Raw genomic sequence first — 18502 nt, 5'->3', positions numbered from 1 at the left:
GAAGTCTTTTTCTTGTGCTTAAGTAATAAGAAACAAAATTTATAGCATTTCATTGATAGCATATCAAACCAAAAAATTTGCTAATTTTCGTAATAATTCTCCTTACCTTTACATAAAATTCACCAAATTTCAACAGTTTCCCTACATTAATTTAACAAACATACCTTAAAGTGGAATTTGCAGTTTAAAATTATAATAGAAAAGGAGAAATGACAGGTATGAAATTCACGAAGAAAATATCGGTACTACTACTACTTGCAGTACTAACTATGAATTCTTTTGACCTTCCAGTTTTGGCTGCTAGCCAAGATTCTGGTCAGGAGCAATCAAAGCCGTCAAAGCCACAAGGGACTACTGGAGAAATAAATACAAACCCTCCTGAAGCTGAGCAACTATTATCAGCAGTAGATCACGGCGGAAATGCTAATGATTCGCACTTAAAGAATATAGCTGCGACTAATCCTTTTATTAGTATTTTAGATGGTTTTGATCAAGTCTGGTCTTTGAATCAACCAGATTGGAGAGACGGAACAGCATTAACTGTACCAGGTGCAAATGGTAAGGTTGCTAAATATGGTGACGGACCTACCGTTTATTTTGATGGATATAAAAATGATAGTACAAAGGTAGTAGCGGATAAGAAAACATATGCTAACGAAGAAATTAGAGATTCAGAGACTTGGAGAGCTAATATTAAATATGTAGAAGACGTTACTAAAAACAGAACGGATGAAGAGGCGTTAGCGGCTTATTATGATGATCAAAGAGATAAGATCTATAGTATGATGGAAGCTTATGGGCCTTTAGCGAACACCTATGTAGATATCGTTAAACCGATCACAAGTGTTGTTAGATCAAAAGAGGACATGAATGTAGTATTGGAAGAAGCGACTGTTGAGGATCAGAGTCAAGGAATGGGGCAATGGGAGGAGACTAAACTATCAGATGCGATGGATTTAGTGAGTTTAATTAGATTTAGAAATCCTTCTTCCTCAAATCCTTCTAAGTACTTTTTCTCATCTCCAAGGCCTTACAGAATAAATTCAGATGGAGAAGTGAAAGAAGTTGTTGATGAAAATGGTTTACCTGTATGGGCGACAATTGGTAGTGGTGAAAGTAAAGTAGAAGAATTACCTTCAGGCGGCAAAAAAGAAACGGGAGAAAGACATTACCAACAATACGAAACAAATGTAAAAGTCATTCCTGCATTAGAGTATGTAAAAAGAAAAGCGGAAGACGGGCGAGGTAAAGACGGAGCTTTTCCAAGTGGACATACAAGTGCAGCTTATTTGTCAACATTCGGATTTGCATACGCAACACCTGAACGATTTGCTGAATTTTTAACTAGAGCAGCTCAAATGGGAGAAAATAGAATAGTGTCTGGTATGCACTCGCCACTTGATGTTATAGGAGCAAGAATACAATCAACTGCAATGACTGCCTACGCATACAACCTTGAACAAAACCAAGAGGTATTGGATAAGGCTTATAAAAATGCTGGAGAAGTATTCGGTGAATTGGCTTCATCAAAAGGAATGAGCTTGTACGAATATGCACATACAGTAACAGAGGATTATACGTTTGAAAGTGCATACGATGAACAAAAATGGGAAGATCATGAGGCAAATAAAGCATTCTATCGAGAAAAACTTACATACGGATTGCCTCAAAATGGTGTAAAAGGTTTAGACCCGGTAGTACCTAAAGGGGCTGAAGTTTTATTGGAAACTCGTCAGCCTTATTTGACTGATAAACAACGTAGAGAAGTATTGTATACCACAGAAATTGAATCAGGCTACCCTGTAATAGACGAATCAAATGGTTGGGGAAGAATTGATTTAGTAACAGCATCTGATGGATATGGTGCGTTTTTAAACAATGTAACAGTGAACATGGACGCCTCAAAAGGAAGATTTAATGCCCATGATTGGTGGAGAAACGATATAACTGGCAGTGGTATGCTTACAAAGCAAGGGACAGGTACACTTACATTGACAGGAAGTAATAGTTATTCAGGAGGAACATTACTGCAAGGAGGAACGTTAGAAGCTACTTCTGCAACTGCTTTTGGTGAAGGCGATCTTTATGTAGAGAATGGTACAGTTTTAGTTAATGTAGAAGAACCTCTGAATTTAAACGGTAACTTAACAATGGAAGCTGGAAGTCTAGATATTGCAATGGATAATGACCAAACTCAACTAAGTGTAGATGGACTAGTATACCTTGATGGTGGGGATCTGAATTTAGATCTTTCTAATTATGAAATAGACAAGGCTACGGATATTACTTTAATGACTGCTGACAAGGTGGAAGGTAAATTCGATAATGTAACTGCAGATGATTACGAGGTAACAGTCACTTATAAAAATAATAGTGTTGTTGCACATATTAAAGAAATCGGTACTTCTGATCCAGTTTCACCAAATCCAGAAGATCCCGAAAGCCCTGTCAACCCAGAAAATCCTGTGGATCCCGAAAGTCCAGTCGATCCAGAAGATCCTGAAAAACCTGTCAACCCAGAAGCTCCTGAAGATCAAGAAAACTCTGTCGATCCAAAAGATCCTGAGGACTCAGAAGCTCCAAAGAAACTATCCAGTGTTGACTTAACGAAGCACTCTGTAACGGACGACGGACAAAAACTACCGGAAACTGCTACTACGCACTATCAGTACTTATTAGGAGGGTTTTTACTCTTACTAAGTGGCTTGTTCTTCCTCTTCATGAGAAAAAGAATAGCATAATCATTTAGGTAGATAAATATATGAAAATATCAAACTGATTAGAAAACCAAATCACAATTGATTTGGTTTCTTTTTTTAACTTTGTATCCGTCTAAATCATTACCATACGAAATCACAGACAATCTATTTCCTTTGTTGATTGACGATACTTTTCCTTATACGGAACAACAATCCTTTTTGTCAGTTCATCCTTTAACTTAATCTTTAACACATGCTAAATTCAATGGCTGTAGCGATAAAAAACTATTTAGCTATCTTTAGAGCGTTACGGGGAACCATATCCAAACTTGTGGGAAGCTTTTTTTTGCGAGTATTCGACACTGTACAGATTATTCTACATTCAATACCAAATGTATTAACTTAACTTATGTTTTTATAGGATAATTTTTTGAACTAGGTAGAAATGTTCGATATTAACAATGACTGTAAACCAGAGCTTCTTGGTAGGTATATGCTTTAGTTAACATGTACTTACAAGTTAGAGGTGATGATAAGTCGAGTTGTTATGATGAATAGTAAAATACTGGTTTTTGTTAAAGTTAATTATAAGGAGCTATTAAGTTGATATGTAACAAAATTAGACAATTTTTTCACAATTTACAAATATTTAGAAAATACTTGAAATTCAATATTCAGTTATTTATAATAAAAATATAACAACACATGCGTATGAGTTGTTAGCAAATAAGTTTTATATTTGTTCGTACAAAATAACTTGTGGTGATATTTGTACGTATGAAATGTTTCTTTAATTAGTTGTGTAAGCGTTGCCAACAAATGGGTTCCGAAGGGGTGGTAATCTAATTCAAGTATTATAAAAAGCATGACTTCTTTCATATTTCTATTCTAGTACTCATTTCGATCTCGCTTTAAACTGTCTTAGATCCAAAATATCAAAGTATGTATTGTGAGTTTTTGGCATGCACTTAAGATGTTTTAAGCTACTATGTATCAAAGGGAGGTTTTTAACATGTTACCTACTTCGAAGAATACATCACCTGAAATGACTGTAACAGCAAATAGAACAAATAAAGTGTTGAAATTTCTTAATTCTAAAAAAGTAGTACCGTATATTTTTGTCTCTCCTTTTATTCTTTCTTTTTTGGTTTTATCTTTATATCCTTCTATACAAGCAATCATCATGAGCTTTCAGCGAGTACTTCCAGGGCAAACAACATATATAGGAATGTCTAATTATTCTAGGGTTCTTAATCCAACCTTTTATAAGGCACTCTCAAATACATCAATCTACGTTTTACTAACCGTTCTCATCTTAGTCATCACACCAATTATTCTAGCTGTATTGCTAGATTCTAAGCTTGTGAAATTTAAAACATTATTCCGTGCATCTTTGTTTTTACCTGCATTAGCTTCAACGATTGTAGCTGGTATGGTGTTTAGACTCATGTTTGGTGAAACGGACACAGCAGTGGCTAACCAAATCTTAAATTGGATAGGTCTAGAGTCTGTTGATTGGAGATATAACGCTTGGTCAGGTATGTTTCTAATGGTTCTTCTTTGCAGTTGGCGTTGGATGGGTGTGAATATTCTTTATTTCTTAGCTGCTCTTCAAAATGTTCCTAGAGAATTATACGAAGCAGCTGAAATGGATGGTGCATCAACGGTTAAGAAGTTCTTTTATGTCACATTACCATTTTTAAAGCCAGTGACAATCTTTGTAACAACCATTTCGGTTATAAATGGTTTTAGAATGTTTGAAGAAAGTTTTGTTTTCTGGGAAGCTGGTTCCCCAGGAAATATCGGATTAACTGTTGTTGGTTATTTATATCAGCAAGGAATTCAGCAAAATGATATGGGATTTGGTGCAGCAATCGGGGTTGTTTTAATGTTAATTATTTTTGCGGTTAGCTTCATCCAACTTATTTTAACTGGAGCATTTAAGAAAGGGGATGAGTAAATGAAAAAGAAAAAGAAAAAGAATACACTAGTCGTTTGGTTAATTAACATAGGCTTTTGCATCATTTCATTTATTGCGTTGTTCCCTATTTTAAATTTGTTAATTTCATCACTTAGACCTTCTTCCGAATTAATGAGAAATGGAATTAGTTTGGTTTTTGATCCTAGTACATTAAGTTTTAATAACTACACGTATATTTTTACACAAGCTAGTAATTATTGGGGCTGGTACATGAACAGTTTGACCATTTCAGCGATTACGATTATTTTATCGTTATTTTTTTCTTCAATGGTCGGGTATGCACTTGCGTTATATGACTTTAAAGGAAGAAATGTAATTTTTGGATTTGTGTTATTTATTTTAATGGTTCCTTTTGAAATTCTTATGCTCCCACTATTTCAATTAATGATTAGTTTAAATTTAATCAATACATACACAGCTGTTATTCTACCTGCTGTAGTTGCACCTGTAGCAGTATTCTTCTTCAGACAATATGCCATTGGTCTTCCTAAAGAATTAATGGATGCTGCAAGGATTGATGGAGCTACAGAGTATGGAATTTTCTTTAAAATTATGCTACCGCTTATGGGACCATCGATGGCAGCGATGGCAATTCTTCAAGGATTAGGAAGTTGGAACAATTTCCTGTGGCCATTAATTGTTTTAAGATCGAACGATATGTTTACATTACCGATCGGCTTAGCAACGTTATTAACACCTTACGGGAATAATTATGATGTACTTATTGCAGGTTCTGTTATGACAATTATCCCAATCATTATTCTTTTTATCTTTTTCCAACGTTACTTTGTTGCAGGTCTTACAGTTGGTGGAGTTAAGGGGTAAATCTATTGCGATAAAAAGAGGTGGAATATTGATATGAATGGTAAAGAAATTGTATCAAAGTTAGATTTTATTCTTCAATGGATTTACCGCCTTGTCGTACTAAATGTAGTATGGATTTTCTTTTCAGTTCTTGGATTATTTGTGGTAGGTATCTTTCCATCTACTGCCGCTATGTTAAGTGTAGCTCGAAAGTGGATTCTCGGTGAACATGATATTAAAATATTCCAAACGTTTAAGAAAACATATCGTCAAGAATTTGCTACAGCCAATATATTGGGATGGATTTTAACTATGACCGGGTTTATTCTGTACTTTAATTATCAAATAATGAAGAACTCAGTAAGTGCATTCTCTATTGTAACTCCTTTCGCATTTTACTTAATGGTTTTCTTCTATATGATTCTATTAATTTGGGCTTTTCCAATGCTCGTTCATTATAAGGCTACATGGAAACAACATATTAAGAATGCTATTATTGTAGGTTTATCAAAAATCCATTATACCTTCATATGCGGCTTGGCGATTTATTCAATATTGTATCTATCTTTAAGCTATCCAGGGATTATTCCGTTTTTCACGATTAGTACCTTAGGAATAGGAGTGATGTGGGTTACGTTACGGGTTTTTCATAAAATGGATCAGGGACTAAAGGTGAAGTCGCTGTAAAATGTTGTAGTTCCTATTATTTCCTACCTGAAGTGAAAATAAATTCAGCTATGAGTGTGCATAATTGTTAATTTGTAAGCGCTTATCCTATAGTTAGCAGACTTAAGGGAGGTGAATCTATCGAATTCAACTCATTATGAAAGAACTCTAGGCTTTTAAAAATGATAACCAAGGGGGAAGAAAATTGAAAAGGTCATTATCAGTATTTTTAGGGTTACTTATGTGTTTTGTATTAGCAGCATGTAATGGTGGAGGAGACTCAGCATCTGGTGAGGCAACTGAAAAGGAAGTTATAGGTGGAGATGTTGAAAATGCAACTGAATTAAAGTATTGGACATTTGTTGAATTGCACATGGATTTCTTTAAGGACGCAGTTCCCAGGTGGAATGAACTTCACCCAGATAAACCAATTAAACTTGTTGCTGAAACATTCCCTTACGATCAAATGCATAACAACTTATTATTAGCGCTACAAGCTGGTAAAGGTGCACCTGATATTTCTGATATTGAAGTAGGCCGTTTTCCGAATTTTTTACAAGGTGAACCACAGCTTTTACCTATGAATGAATATGTTGAACCTGAGATGGATAATTTCATTCAATCAAGATTTGACATATATGCCAAAGATGGAAATTACTACGGTATGCCTACACATGTTGGTGCTACTGTCATGTATTATAACAAAGAAATTATGGATCAAGCGGGTGTTGATATTGATTCAATCAAAACTTGGGATGACTATGTAGAAGCCGGTAAAAAAGTTGTTGAAAGCACTGATGCTGTTATGACTACAGTTCATACTGGTGATGCAACTACTTTCCAACAAATGATCAGTCAACAAGGCTCTGACTTATTTGATGATGAGGGTAATTTAACAATAGATAGCCCTGAAAACATCAAAACACTATCTTTGTTAAATGATATGCTTACTACACATAAAATTGCTGAGTTAACACCTGGTGGTGAACCACATGCTGAAGAATTCTATGCATTTATGAATGAAGTAAAAGCGGCTTCTATCTCCATGCCTATGTGGTATATGGGACGTTTCACTGATTATATGCCTGACTTAAAAGGAAAAATGGTGATTCGACCAATGCCTGCTTGGGAAGAAGGAGGAGATCGCTCAGTAGGTATTGGAGGAACAGGTACAGTTGTCACAAATCAAACAGAGCATGCTGAGCTTGCAAAAGAGTTCCTAGCATTTGCAAAACTTTCTAAGGAAGCAAATATTAAACTATGGACAGTTCTAGGGTTTGACCCACCTCGCTGGGATGTTTGGGAAGATCCTGCAGTTCAAGAGGATAACAAATTCTATCAATACTTCGGTACAGATATCTTTGATACATTACTAGAGGTCAAAGATGAAATTAGTGGAATTAACGTTACAGAACAATATCCAGATGTTCTAACAGAATTAAATACCAATACATTAAATAATGTATTAAGACAGAAATCTGAATCTCCTGAAGAAGCTTTAAAGAAAGCACAGGAAACAGTTGAAGCAAATATGCAGTAGATAGGTTAAAGGGTTGAAACACTTTGTTTCAGCTCTTTTTCTTTTCGTGTCATAAGTTATCTTGTTAGTTGATCTGATTTTTAAAGGTCAAGAATCGCTAGATAACAAGAAATGACGATTACTTTTAAACATATACAAGTTCCAATCCGTTACTGGGGTCCACCTTCTAAAATTTAAATGTAAGATTAGACAATTTTTCGGTTGGTGACAGCCGCCGGGAATTATTAAATGGTCAGTTGGATATGATAATAGTAAAAAAAGGAATTCAAAGCAATGCCTAACTATGTCCCCTATTTGATTCTTGCTGTAGTAAGCATAATCATATTAATGAACCTTATTATTCGCAAACGTCAATTTGGTATAACTGTATTATTTCTGAGTTTTTCTGGAATAGTATATGTAGGAGAGTTTATTGTAATGGTTATAGGAAATTGCTATTATTATGTTCCTGAAGTTCTCGAAGTAAGGTATTACGATAATGTACTTGGTGCAATTGTCTCAAATTTATTTGTCATTCCTGTCTTAGGCATGGTAGTTGCGGTTTATCAGCTTCGATTACGCTGGCTTGTACTTTTTGCAATGATTTTGATGGGAGTTGGAGAGTTATTTGAATGGTTGAATATTTATTATACAAATTGGTGGAGAAGAGAATATACGTTTATTTCCGTCATGATTTTCCTCTTCTTAAGTAAATTCTGGTTACGATCTCTTAAGTTAGGTAATAAGTGGATAAGGTTTCTATCTTTGTGGATGCAAGGATGGGGAGGTGCGGGTACTGTGATGTACATAATGTCTGTTCTTTCCATTCGTCATTATGAATATGGTTTTTTTGAAAATGTTTATCGTGATAACATTTTCATTTCAGCATTAATGGGTATGATGAAAGGCTTAATATTTTGTGTAGGCGTAATGTTTTTCCAGAAGCTTCGTTGGCGTTTACTTGCACCTGCTTTGGTTTTCGGAATTGATTTGCCATTGTATTACATAGGTGTACTAGTAATTGAGATACCCTTTTTGATTTATACAATTGTCTATCTAGTGCTGGCAACTCTGTTGCTCTGTTGGACACATTATGCGAACTCTTTTATTACAAAAATAGAAAATTGTTTTGAATTTAAGAAACAGTGAACGGTTTTCTGCTAAATTAAGTTAAATAAGTGTGAAAGAATTACTCAAAGCTTGATGAATTTAATAAGAGTTAAAAAAATTACCTATTTCATAATAAAGAGGCTTCTTATAAGTTTAAAACTTAAGAGAAGCCTCTTACTTTTTGTGGGTACTGTAATGGCAATCTTTTGTATGGTTATTCTCCTTATTCCACATCAAAAATCCTCTGAAATCATCGGTCGTTCAATAAGAAAATCGCTCTCAATCTCAGATAAAGGACATTCAGGATTAGGATTGTATATTGCTAAAACGATCATCGAAAAACATAATGGATCAATTTCTGCTAGAAACTCTATTGAATACGGTGGAGAACACATTTGGTTTAGGATATCTAATCATATAAATACATAATAGTGGAGGAAATTGTAAAGTGTCTGATAAAAAAGAGCAACACCTTTACTTAAGGCATTGCTCGTAGTTTTATTTAAAGAGGGTAAAGTTTATGGTTACACACATTACTTCTCTAGTGAATATCAATTTATAAAGATATTAATGTCCCTCTGTATGTGTGTTATCTTCTTTTTTCTCTTTTGATAAGAACCAACCAGCTACAGCGATTAGAACAAGGACAACATAGAACGTAATCTTCCATTCAGGTGTTTTTGCAAACCCAACAGGTAAAATCGCAAGATCAGGATGAGATAATGTAAATACAGCTAGCTTAACCCCAACCCATCCTACAATAGCGAATGCTGCAATTTCCAATCCTGGTCTTTTGTGAAGTAATGTGACAAAGTAATTTGCTGCAAACCTCATAATAATTAATCCCATTAATCCACCGATAAAAATAACAAGGAATTTCCCGCCATCTAGTCCACCGATATTTGGTAGGTTAGTATTTGGTAATGTGACAGCTAGTGCTACTGCTGCTAGAATTGAATCAACTGCAAAAGCGATATCAGCTAACTCGACTTTAAATACAGTCATCCAGAAGCCAGACTTTTTCTTTTCTTTATCTAGCCCTGCTTTTTTCTCTTCTTTATTAATCAATAACTTTCTGAAGATGTGATTTAATGCTATGAATAAGAGATAAAGTGCACCTATTGCTTGAACCTGCCATACATCAACAAGAAATGATATTGCAAACAGTGAAGCGAAGCGGAAAATAAAGGCACCCGCAAGTCCATAGAACAATGCTCTTTTTCTTTGCTCTTCTGGAAGATGTTTAACCATAATTGCTAGAACAAGTGCGTTATCTGCTGCCAATAGTCCTTCAATTGCTATTAATAATAATAATACCCATCCGTATTCTAATAAAAGCGAGAATTCCACTTTGTAACAGCCCCCTTAATATTAATTGTTAATCTATTATTACTGAATTTTTTTCTTGCTCTCAACTCTCTATTAAACTGAAATCCATGTATGAAAACGATATGATCTCCATTAGAAGAACTAGGACATCAATCGGAGATTTTAATGAACTTTCTTCTGCTGAATAGTAGTTTTTATTCTAGTATCATCCTTCTCACCTCCTAATAAAAATTTGTAGAAACTTTTATAGATTACTTATTGCATAAAAAAAACCTCTACCAAAGATGGTAAAGGCTAATAAACATAAAAATAGACCTGTACCGTAAATAGGTAAGGTCTTGCTAACAACGTAGGTTGCCGATAAAGCCGAGAGCAATTGCTCCGAAATGACGACTTTATTGTAAAAGCTACTCCCCTTAGGAGGTAATATTCAACTGTTAGGATAATACTAAGTTACAATTAGTATTCTGTCAATTATTATTTTTAATTCCAAAGGGTATTGATTTCCGTACGCTTCAAGTTATTCCCCTGACTCCACACCAAATGCCTCTGGAATCATCGTAAATCCTTCAATTACAGTATCTTCTTCCACTTCAATCATCAGGTAACGTTTGTTATTTAAGTTGACTTGTTTTACATACCTTAAATCTTGGGGACTGATCGAAATATTGGCTATTTTTGTATTGATTTTAATTGATTTTGAGGTGAACTTTGGCAAGATGCTGCTTGCTTTTAGTTCGTATTTATCATCATCAATTATTTTTTTGAATGCAGATTCTACCTTTTCTGTGCTTATATCTTCTAAACCACTCATTTTTAGAACACGTTGAACGTCAGTGGAATCTAATTTTGGTTGCTCTTCCTCTTCATTTTCTTGAATCATCAAATTGATTTCTTCATAAACGTTGGAGAGAGTGGATGTGTTTAGTTGATCTCCTGTTACATCTTTAATAATTTCCTCAAAAACGATTTTATCATCCTTTGCCGTCATCGTTTCTTCGCCATTTAGTACTTCCTCAATGAATTGATGATCAGGTTCATGCACTTTTCCTGCTGAATAGAGAATGTGATTCACATCTGCTGCATGATCAGTAAAACAAGGGAAAAGGAACCCTGCGATTGGAGTATTAAGGTTGATAATTGGATCAACAACAAAGCTATACTTAAATTCTCTCTCAACATAATCAAAAAGTAATTCTTTTTTGGGCTCTTGTGTATTATTTATACTACATAAAATAAAGGGATGTGAATAAACAGTATCTCTGTCACTTTCCTCAGATTCTTCACTTCGACGCTTTGTTGGTTTTAAATATTCTCCACGAATAAAAGTGATCACAATATCCATCTCATATTGCCTGTTTTTTAACATTTTCTCTACAATTTGTAGCATTTGCTCCTTCCAACCATCCACATCATGACTAAGTAATCCTTGATGCAAAATAAGCTGACTGCTATTTTCGGCATCACGTTGAAATTTAAGTTCAAATAGCTTTTCATCTAAATGCCCTGCAAGTAATTTTTTAAAGTTATTCATAAAAAGTTCTTGTTGATCTTGATCAAGCATTTCAAAAGGCTGACTTTGGTGATGATAAATTTCACTTGTTTCTTTCATGATATATACATTAAATATATTCGAGATTTTGAGTAAATCATTATCTATTTTAAATTGCTTGCGAATTTGTGCTATATCTTTTTTGTTCACGTAAAACCTCTCCTAAACCACAATGATTTGAATTCACTAGCTAATGAATTTTGTTAAAAAATAAAAAGTAAGCGTTCGTTACCGAATATCTATTTTTTAACGGATTCTTTTATTTTAACACAATTTGTATTTCGTCATTAAAGTGAAGGATTAATGAAAGCTGATGAAATTTCAGCTGATGCTACATCTGTGGGCTATAGTGATAAAGGAAACAGTAATAGTGTTTGGGCTGATGAGGAATCCAGTCTTGGTGAGGTGGTTAAATTAATCAGAAAACTACGTTGGTCTGCGGCTACAACTACTAATGCTTTACTATAATTATAAATGCCTTTTTAGATGGACTGATGTGTCAATTGTCGCTCCTACTCTTGTACCAAGAATAAAAGAAGATCCTAGTACTGATGGAGGAGATCCTAGTGAACATACAAATGCAGGCTACCCTAGCAGCTTATAGATTTGCTTATGCTGTACCAGAGCGCTTTGAGGAAATAATGACAAATGCTTCAGAAATGGGGCATAATATTTCAGAAAGCATCAACCTATTTTTAGCCTCAGCATCTTTCTTCACGAACTATAAGTTTTTATTTAAATACCCAACTGAAAAAGACCTCACTTTCTGTTCCACAAAGCATTGAGTCAACATATACGTTGTTGTATGATTAGTAATATCTTAAATTGAAAAATCTATATTTTCTAATAGTTTATCAGTTTCTTGAGATGCTAAATTTACTTTAGCAGCTAATATGTCAACAAATCATAGTGTTTTGGTTAATGGTTTACTTTTTAAATCATTTGCGGAATGTTAATTGGAGGCTGGTATGATAGGACGAATGCAGGTTACGCTTCAAACAAAAATTCTAGGCCTTGTTTTATTTCTCATTGTACTTGTGCTAGGTGGTTTGACAGCAATGTTTGCTTATAATGAAACAAATGAAGATGTCAAGCAGGCTGAACATTTAGCGCTTCAAACGGCACAAACTCTCTCCTTTATGCCAGCTGTACAAGAAGCCTTCAGTACGGAAAGTAATAAACAAAACCTTGATTTAGTCGTAAATAAGATGTTGAATCAAGTAAATGCTTCTGGAATCTATGTTGAGAATAGAAATCGACAGGTTATTTCTAGTGCAGGAGTAGAAGGTGGAAATTCAGTTACAGATTTTCGAGATACATATAAAGCTTTAGTTTTTGCTAGCTCATATATTGTTCATGTAGGTGAAGGTGAGGAAGAGGTATTAAGAGGAATCTCACCAGTAGTTTTAGATTACGGTGATTATACGAAGGTAGAAGGAGCCGTAATTGTTGAGTTTAATATGAGTGAAATACATAGTCTTATAGGTAAAGAGATAAAGAAGATGCTTAGTACTGCAGGTCTTGTTTTATTAATCGGTGTGCTAGGGAGTTTGTTGTTAGCCCGCAATATTCGGAAGGATACTCTTGGCTTAGAGCCTTATGAAATCGCTTCATTATACAGGGAACGAAATGCCATTTTACAATCGGTTAAAGAAGGAATTGTAGCGGTTGATCAGTATGGCAGCGTGACAATGATGAACAAGTCGGCACAAAATATATTGGATATCACACACAGTATAGAGGGGCAAAAGATTAGCGACATTATTACATCAGATGAAATTATAAGATTATTAGAATCAAATAAGGATGAAAGTAATCAGGAGCTGCAATACAAAGAAAAAACAGTGATTGTAAATACAAAGCCCGTTTTGGAAGATGGGTCACGGGTAGGAACAGTTGCTAGCTTTAGAGACAAAACAGAGATGAAAAAGATGATCGAGGCTTTTTCAGAAGTGAAGAAATACTCAGAGGATTTACGGGCACAAGCACATGAATTTACAAATAAGCTATATGTTATTTTTGGGTTAATTCAGCTCGGTAAAAAAGATGAGGTTATTCAATTTATACAAGAAGAAACAAAAACACATGAACATCATACTGAGATGATTTTTAACAGAATCAACGATGAGAAAATACAAGCGATATTGCTTGGGAAACTTGCAAAAGCATCTGAAAAGAAAATTAACTTTAATATAGATCATGGTAGTTCATTATCTCCACTTTCGGATGCATTTGAGCTTTCGCCTTTAATTGTAATCCTCGGTAATATTTTGGATAATGCATTTGATGCAGCTGCTGAAAGTGAAGAAAAACATGTTTCCTTTTTTGTCACTGATTTTGGAAACGATATTTTATTTGAGGTTACTGACAGCGGCAGAGGAATTTCTAAAGATCAAGAAGAGTTAATTTTTAAAAAGGGATTTTCACATAAAGGAGACAAAAGAGGATATGGTCTTGCGAATGTGAAGGAGGAGGTTGAGCTATTAGCTGGCTCAATTGAACTATCAAGTGTAGAAAATGGTGGCACTGTTTTTTCTGTATTTTTACCGAAGGAAAGGTAGTAAATCTTTGATGTAAATTAATTAGGTTTTGCAGCATTGTTTAGAGAAGAGCTTCTAGCATAAAGGGGGATAAGAAGATGATTAATGTAGTGATAGCAGAAGACGATTTTCGTGTGGCACAGATTCATCAAGCTTATTTAGCAGAAGTTAACCAAATGAAAGTGATAGGAAAAGCTAGTAATGCAAAGGAAACCATTGAATTATTGGAAAATTCCCTAGTTGATTTACTTCTTTTAGATGTTTATATGCCTGATCAGCTTGGAACAGAGCTTTTAGCACAAATTAGAGAAAATTATCCTAAAGTGGATATTATCATGATTACTGCTGCAACAGATCTGGCTTTTATCAATAAAGCAAGAAACTATGGTGTAGAGCATTATTTAGTAAAACCAATTACGTTGGAGCGGTTTAAGGAAACGTTGGCAAATTACGTAAAGAAGAAGCAGTTAATTGAATCAGTATCTGAAGTGAATCAGGAATTTCTCGATACAATATTTGGAGCAAATGAAAAGCAGATTGAAAAACCATTACTTCCTTCAGGTATCGATTTTGTTACGTTAAGAAAAGTTCAAGAAGTTATTGATCTTGAAAAAGATGGCATTACATCTGAGGAAGTTGGTAAGAAAATGGGGGCATCCCGAACAACTGCAAGAAGATATTTGGAATATTTAGTTGGAACAGGTCAAGCAACATCAGAGCATGTGTATGGAATTGTTGGGAGACCAGAAAGACGCTACTATTCAAAATAAGATGAATAGTAGTTTTTTAAAGTTCAGGAAGTGTGGAAATTTGGCCATAGGTATGGGCATCACTTCACGTAGAGTCTCCTTTATCCCAGTCGATGCTTATTGGGAGATGAACATGGTGCCTGAGCTTTTCTTAAGCCTGTGAACAAAATGAACAAAACGAAATTTAATTTACTTAAAGCTCAATATTTTGAAAACGTTTACATAAAACTGTTCGCAAGATACGATGTTTATATTAAGAAACACTTAAATGCTTTGACCACAAAAGAACGGCGTAGAAAAATAGTTTAAGAGGGGTGTTATTTTTTTATGAAGAAGTTTGGAATATTACTAATATTGATGATGATCTTAACAGCTTGTTCGAATTCGGCCTCAGGAAACAAAGAATTTCCAAGTAAGAATATTGAAATCGTTGCACCAGCGTCTCCAGGTGGTGGCTGGGATTTAACAGCAAGATCTATTCAACAAGGTTTGAAGGATAATAATTTAGTTGATAGCAATATTAACGTCATCAATAAGCCAGGTGGTGGTGGAGAGGTAGGCTGGAAATACTTAGAGTCTAAGGATGCGCACTTCATGTCTGTTAATTCAAGCTTACTTTTAACAAATAATTTACTCGGACAAAGTCAGCTAACACATAAGGATTTTACTCCGATAGCAACATTAGCTACTGAGTGGATATCAATTGCTGTACCAGTTGATTCTGAATTCACATCAGCAACTGAAGTGATGGAAAAATTAAAAGAAGATCCTAAATCACTTAAAGTTGGTGTAGGTCCTGCATTAGGGAATAATGATCACTTATCATTTGTTCAAGCTTTTAGTGAGTTTGGAGGAGATCCATCTCAACTAGATTTCCTGGTTTATGAAGGTGGCGGTGATGTTGTAACAGCATTGCTAGGAAATCATGTTGATGTAATTACAACTGCATTATCAGAAGTGAAAGACCAACATTTAGCAGGGAAATTAAAGATTTTAGCTGTTTCTTCTGAAGAAAAAGTTGAAGAGCTAGGTGATGTTGCAACATGGAAGGAGCAAGGAGTTGATATGGTTTTCCCACACTGGAGAGGGATTATGGGACCACCTGAAATGACAGAAGAACAAATTGCTTACTGGGATGAAAAAATAGCTGAATTGGTTAAAACAGATGAGTGGCAGAAGGTTTTAGAGAATAATGATTGGGATGACTTCTATAAGAATAGTTCAGAAACTAAAGCCTTTTTAGATGAACAAGAGAAAAATTATACTGAGTTAGTAAATAACTCTGGTCTTATTAACTAATAGATTGTAAGAAAGATAACCTTCCCTTGATTACTGTGAGCAATGGGGAGGTTATCTGTCACTAATGACAGCATCTGAGTTGGATTAGATACTCCTTAGATGAACTATGAAGAAGGGGGCGAATTTCTATGAAAGTTATTAAAATTGGCATGCCGGTATTCTTTATTTTAATAAGCTGCCTTTTTTTATTAGGATCTTTTAATTTACCAAAAGCGAACTTGGGAAATCCTAATGGACCACTGTATTTTCCAATCGGTTTAAGTTGTTTATTATTATTTTTTAGTGTTTTATATTTTTTTCAAGAGTTCAAAACACTAGATAAGGAAAATAACAAGATTAAACAAATGCTAGCAGGACGCACACCAAAGCTTATTGGATTTACTGTTCTTCTAGGTATTGGATATGCGCTTATTTTCGACTTAATCGGTTTCTTACTATCAACTGTATTGTTTTTAGGTGCATTACTATTTGTTATCAATGGCAAACAAAAATGGAAGGTAAATATTATTGTGACTGTTTGTTTCTCGTTTTTATCTTGGTATGCATTTAGTGTGTTACTAGGTGTAAGTTTACCTTAGGAGGTGAAAAGTATGGACATGAATAATTTTCTCGAGGGATTAATGACATCCTTAGAGCCAATCAATATTATGTGGGTCATTATTGGTGGATTTTTGGGTACGATCGTTGGTATGCTGCCGGGTCTGGGACCTGCAACAGCAGTAGCAGTCCTGATTCCAATAACATTTGGAATGGAGCCAATTAGTGCAATCATTCTAATGGCGGCAATTTATTATGGTGCGATGTATGGTGGATCACGAAGCTCCATACTATTGAATACTCCTGGTGATGGCTCAGCTATTGCTGCAACATTTGATGGTTATCCAATGGCTAGAAAGGGTCAAGCAGGAGAAGCAATGGCGATATCAGCAGTAGCCTCCTTTATTGGTGGAATTATGGCAGTTGTCGGGTTTATTTTCCTCGCTGAACCATTAGCTAACTTTGCTTTGAAATTTGGACCAGCAGAATATTTTCTCCTAATGCTTCTGACTCTTTCTGCTATTGTATCTCTATCAATCGGAAAAATGGTCAAAGGATTTCTCGCGATGTCACTAGGTCTTTTATTAAGTACAATAGGAATTGATACACAAACAGGTGTTTATCGATTTACATTTGATATTCCTCATCTGAGTGAAGGAATCGATTTCCTAATTGTGATTATCGGTGTTTATGCAATAGGAGAGGTGCTATATAATTTCCTATCGATTGATGCCCAAAAGAAGGAAAAGAAAAAGGTCGGTAAAATCTGGTTTAGTAAAGAGCAATGGAAAAGATCTAAATGGCCAATTTTAAGATCAGGACCTCTTGGTTTTATCATCGGTGTTCTACCTGGAGCTGGTGGATCAATTGCTTCGATGATTAGTTATTCCACTGAAAAACAAATCTCTAAAAAGCCAGAGGAATTTGGTGAAGGTGCTGTAGAAGGACTCGCTGCACCAGAATCAGCAAACAATGCAGCATCAGTTGGAGCCATGATTCCTTTACTAACAATGGGAATACCTGGATCTGGTACAACAGCCGTTATGCTAGGTGCATTAATCATGCTGGGCATTAAACCAGGACCACTGCTTTTTGAAAATGATCCAGTTACAGTGTGGTCATTAATTAACAGTATGTTTATAGGTAATATTGTTTTAGTTATTATTAATATTCTATTAGTTGGTGTGCTTGTGAAGATTCTAGATACACCAGCAAAGGTGCTTTATCCGATTATTGTTTTATTAGCGTTTATTGGAACATATACACTTAGCTATAGTGCGATAGACTTTTTCCTATTATTAATTTTTGGATTATTCGGACTAATGCTTAAGGTGCTTGACTTCCCAATCGCCCCACTTGTTTTAGCTTTAATTGTTGGTGCCGATATGGAACAGAATTTCCGTAAAGCAGTTTTATCATCAGATGGTAGCCTGGGTATTTTCTTCTCATCACCAATTTCAATCACGTTATTAATTTTAACGATTCTATCACTTAGCTATCCTGCGATTGTGAAGTTTTTTCAAAAAAGAAAAGCAGATAAAGATATGAATCTAAATGCCTGAGTAAATATATCGTTAAGTCTTAGCCTGAATGTAGGACACTATTTTAGAATAGTGATCTTCATTTGGGTTATTTTTATTAATAAATTGAAGGCTATAGGAGTAGCTTTAATAAATAGATTGATTCGTTTTTGTTCGATTATCTAGTAGAATACTAG

16 protein-coding genes are annotated in these 18502 nt (G+C 34.8%); 14 read left to right on the top strand and 2 right to left on the bottom strand.

All coding sequences use genetic code 11. The annotated features are described in order from the left end of the window. Window positions 1-218: 218 nt before the first annotated feature. The 7 genes from JOC75_RS22840 to JOC75_RS22810 all read left to right on the top strand — a co-directional run bounded on the left by JOC75_RS22840 (window position 219) and on the right by JOC75_RS22810 (window position 9208). Window positions 219-2741 (top strand): phosphatase PAP2 family protein, encoded by a 2523-nt coding sequence (locus tag JOC75_RS22840; RefSeq protein ID WP_275580352.1) that lies wholly within the window; start codon window positions 219-221, stop codon window positions 2739-2741. A gap of 970 nt (window positions 2742-3711) precedes the next feature. Then, entirely contained in the window at window positions 3712-4659 is a 948-nt protein-coding gene (locus JOC75_RS22835; protein WP_204956237.1) for a carbohydrate ABC transporter permease, read from the top strand. Continuing rightward, on the top strand, window positions 4660-5505 hold the full coding sequence (locus JOC75_RS22830; protein WP_204956236.1) for a carbohydrate ABC transporter permease: 846 nt from the start codon (window positions 4660-4662) through the stop codon (window positions 5503-5505). 33 nt (window positions 5506-5538) lie between these two features. Continuing rightward, window positions 5539-6171 (top strand): YesL family protein, encoded by a 633-nt coding sequence (locus JOC75_RS22825; RefSeq protein ID WP_204956235.1) that lies wholly within the window; start codon window positions 5539-5541, stop codon window positions 6169-6171. Between the two features lie 184 nt (window positions 6172-6355). Beyond that, window positions 6356-7690 carry an ABC transporter substrate-binding protein gene (locus tag JOC75_RS22820; protein ID WP_239589636.1) on the top strand — a complete coding sequence of 445 codons (1335 nt, stop codon included), beginning with the start codon at window positions 6356-6358 and terminating at the stop codon, window positions 7688-7690. 273 nt (window positions 7691-7963) lie between these two features. Beyond that, on the top strand, window positions 7964-8818 hold the full coding sequence (locus tag JOC75_RS22815) for a hypothetical protein (protein WP_204956234.1): 855 nt from the start codon (window positions 7964-7966) through the stop codon (window positions 8816-8818). A gap of 156 nt (window positions 8819-8974) precedes the next feature. Further along, a complete protein-coding gene (locus tag JOC75_RS22810) occupies window positions 8975-9208 on the top strand; it encodes an ATP-binding protein (protein WP_204956233.1) in 234 nt (77 codons plus the stop codon). A 138-nt stretch (window positions 9209-9346) separates the two neighbouring features. Here the strand turns inward: JOC75_RS22810 and JOC75_RS22805 are convergent, their stop codons facing one another. Continuing rightward, complete coding sequence (locus tag JOC75_RS22805) at window positions 9347-10129, bottom strand: TerC family protein (RefSeq protein WP_204956232.1); 783 nt, start codon at window positions 10127-10129, stop codon at window positions 9347-9349. 499 nt (window positions 10130-10628) lie between these two features. Further along, window positions 10629-11810: a DUF4317 domain-containing protein gene (locus tag JOC75_RS22800; protein WP_146950672.1), complete on the bottom strand. Its 1182-nt coding sequence runs from the start codon at window positions 11808-11810 to the stop codon at window positions 10629-10631. A 153-nt stretch (window positions 11811-11963) separates the two neighbouring features. On the opposite strand from JOC75_RS22800, the gene JOC75_RS22795 reads away from it, so the two are divergent. The 7 genes from JOC75_RS22795 to JOC75_RS22765 all read left to right on the top strand — a co-directional run bounded on the left by JOC75_RS22795 (window position 11964) and on the right by JOC75_RS22765 (window position 18347). After that, complete coding sequence (locus JOC75_RS22795; RefSeq protein WP_204956231.1) at window positions 11964-12128, top strand: hypothetical protein; 165 nt, start codon at window positions 11964-11966, stop codon at window positions 12126-12128. Window positions 12129-12226: 98 nt separating this feature from the next. Then, on the top strand, window positions 12227-12445 hold the full coding sequence (locus JOC75_RS22790; RefSeq protein WP_204956230.1) for a hypothetical protein: 219 nt from the start codon (window positions 12227-12229) through the stop codon (window positions 12443-12445). A gap of 183 nt (window positions 12446-12628) precedes the next feature. Next, a complete protein-coding gene (locus JOC75_RS22785) occupies window positions 12629-14221 on the top strand; it encodes an ATP-binding protein (protein ID WP_204956229.1) in 1593 nt (530 codons plus the stop codon). Between the two features lie 77 nt (window positions 14222-14298). Continuing rightward, window positions 14299-14970, top strand: coding sequence for a response regulator (locus tag JOC75_RS22780; protein ID WP_204956228.1), 672 nt, complete (start codon window positions 14299-14301; stop codon window positions 14968-14970). Between the two features lie 306 nt (window positions 14971-15276). Then, window positions 15277-16248 carry a tripartite tricarboxylate transporter substrate binding protein gene (locus tag JOC75_RS22775; RefSeq protein WP_204956227.1) on the top strand — a complete coding sequence of 324 codons (972 nt, stop codon included), beginning with the start codon at window positions 15277-15279 and terminating at the stop codon, window positions 16246-16248. 128 nt (window positions 16249-16376) lie between these two features. Beyond that, entirely contained in the window at window positions 16377-16826 is a 450-nt protein-coding gene (locus JOC75_RS22770; RefSeq protein ID WP_204956226.1) for a tripartite tricarboxylate transporter TctB family protein, read from the top strand. A gap of 18 nt (window positions 16827-16844) precedes the next feature. After that, on the top strand, window positions 16845-18347 hold the full coding sequence (locus tag JOC75_RS22765; RefSeq protein WP_204956269.1) for a tripartite tricarboxylate transporter permease: 1503 nt from the start codon (window positions 16845-16847) through the stop codon (window positions 18345-18347). Window positions 18348-18502: the final 155 nt, after the last annotated feature.

Source organism: Metabacillus crassostreae, assembly GCF_016908395.1.
Classification (GTDB): Bacteria; Bacillota; Bacilli; order Bacillales; family Bacillaceae; genus Metabacillus; species Metabacillus crassostreae.
Note: the sequence above shows the minus strand (reverse complement) of the source record. Positions and strands in the feature narration are given on the sequence as shown.

What these genes read in the sequence shown, in the direction of transcription:
- JOC75_RS22840 (WP_275580352.1), top strand. Translation starts at nt 219, where the DNA reads ATGAAATTCACGAAGAAAATATCGGTACTACTACTACTTGCAGTACTA.
- JOC75_RS22835 (WP_204956237.1), top strand. Translation starts at nt 3,712, where the DNA reads ATGTTACCTACTTCGAAGAATACATCACCTGAAATGACTGTAACAGCA.
- JOC75_RS22830 (WP_204956236.1), top strand. Translation starts at nt 4,660, where the DNA reads ATGAAAAAGAAAAAGAAAAAGAATACACTAGTCGTTTGGTTAATTAAC.
- JOC75_RS22825 (WP_204956235.1), top strand. Translation starts at nt 5,539, where the DNA reads ATGAATGGTAAAGAAATTGTATCAAAGTTAGATTTTATTCTTCAATGG.
- JOC75_RS22815 (WP_204956234.1), top strand. Translation starts at nt 7,964, where the DNA reads ATGCCTAACTATGTCCCCTATTTGATTCTTGCTGTAGTAAGCATAATC.
- JOC75_RS22810 (WP_204956233.1), top strand. Translation starts at nt 8,975, where the DNA reads ATGGCAATCTTTTGTATGGTTATTCTCCTTATTCCACATCAAAAATCC.
- JOC75_RS22795 (WP_204956231.1), top strand. Translation starts at nt 11,964, where the DNA reads ATGAAAGCTGATGAAATTTCAGCTGATGCTACATCTGTGGGCTATAGT.
- JOC75_RS22785 (WP_204956229.1), top strand. Translation starts at nt 12,629, where the DNA reads ATGATAGGACGAATGCAGGTTACGCTTCAAACAAAAATTCTAGGCCTT.
- JOC75_RS22780 (WP_204956228.1), top strand. Translation starts at nt 14,299, where the DNA reads ATGATTAATGTAGTGATAGCAGAAGACGATTTTCGTGTGGCACAGATT.
- JOC75_RS22775 (WP_204956227.1), top strand. Translation starts at nt 15,277, where the DNA reads ATGAAGAAGTTTGGAATATTACTAATATTGATGATGATCTTAACAGCT.
- JOC75_RS22770 (WP_204956226.1), top strand. Translation starts at nt 16,377, where the DNA reads ATGAAAGTTATTAAAATTGGCATGCCGGTATTCTTTATTTTAATAAGC.
- JOC75_RS22765 (WP_204956269.1), top strand. Translation starts at nt 16,845, where the DNA reads ATGAATAATTTTCTCGAGGGATTAATGACATCCTTAGAGCCAATCAAT.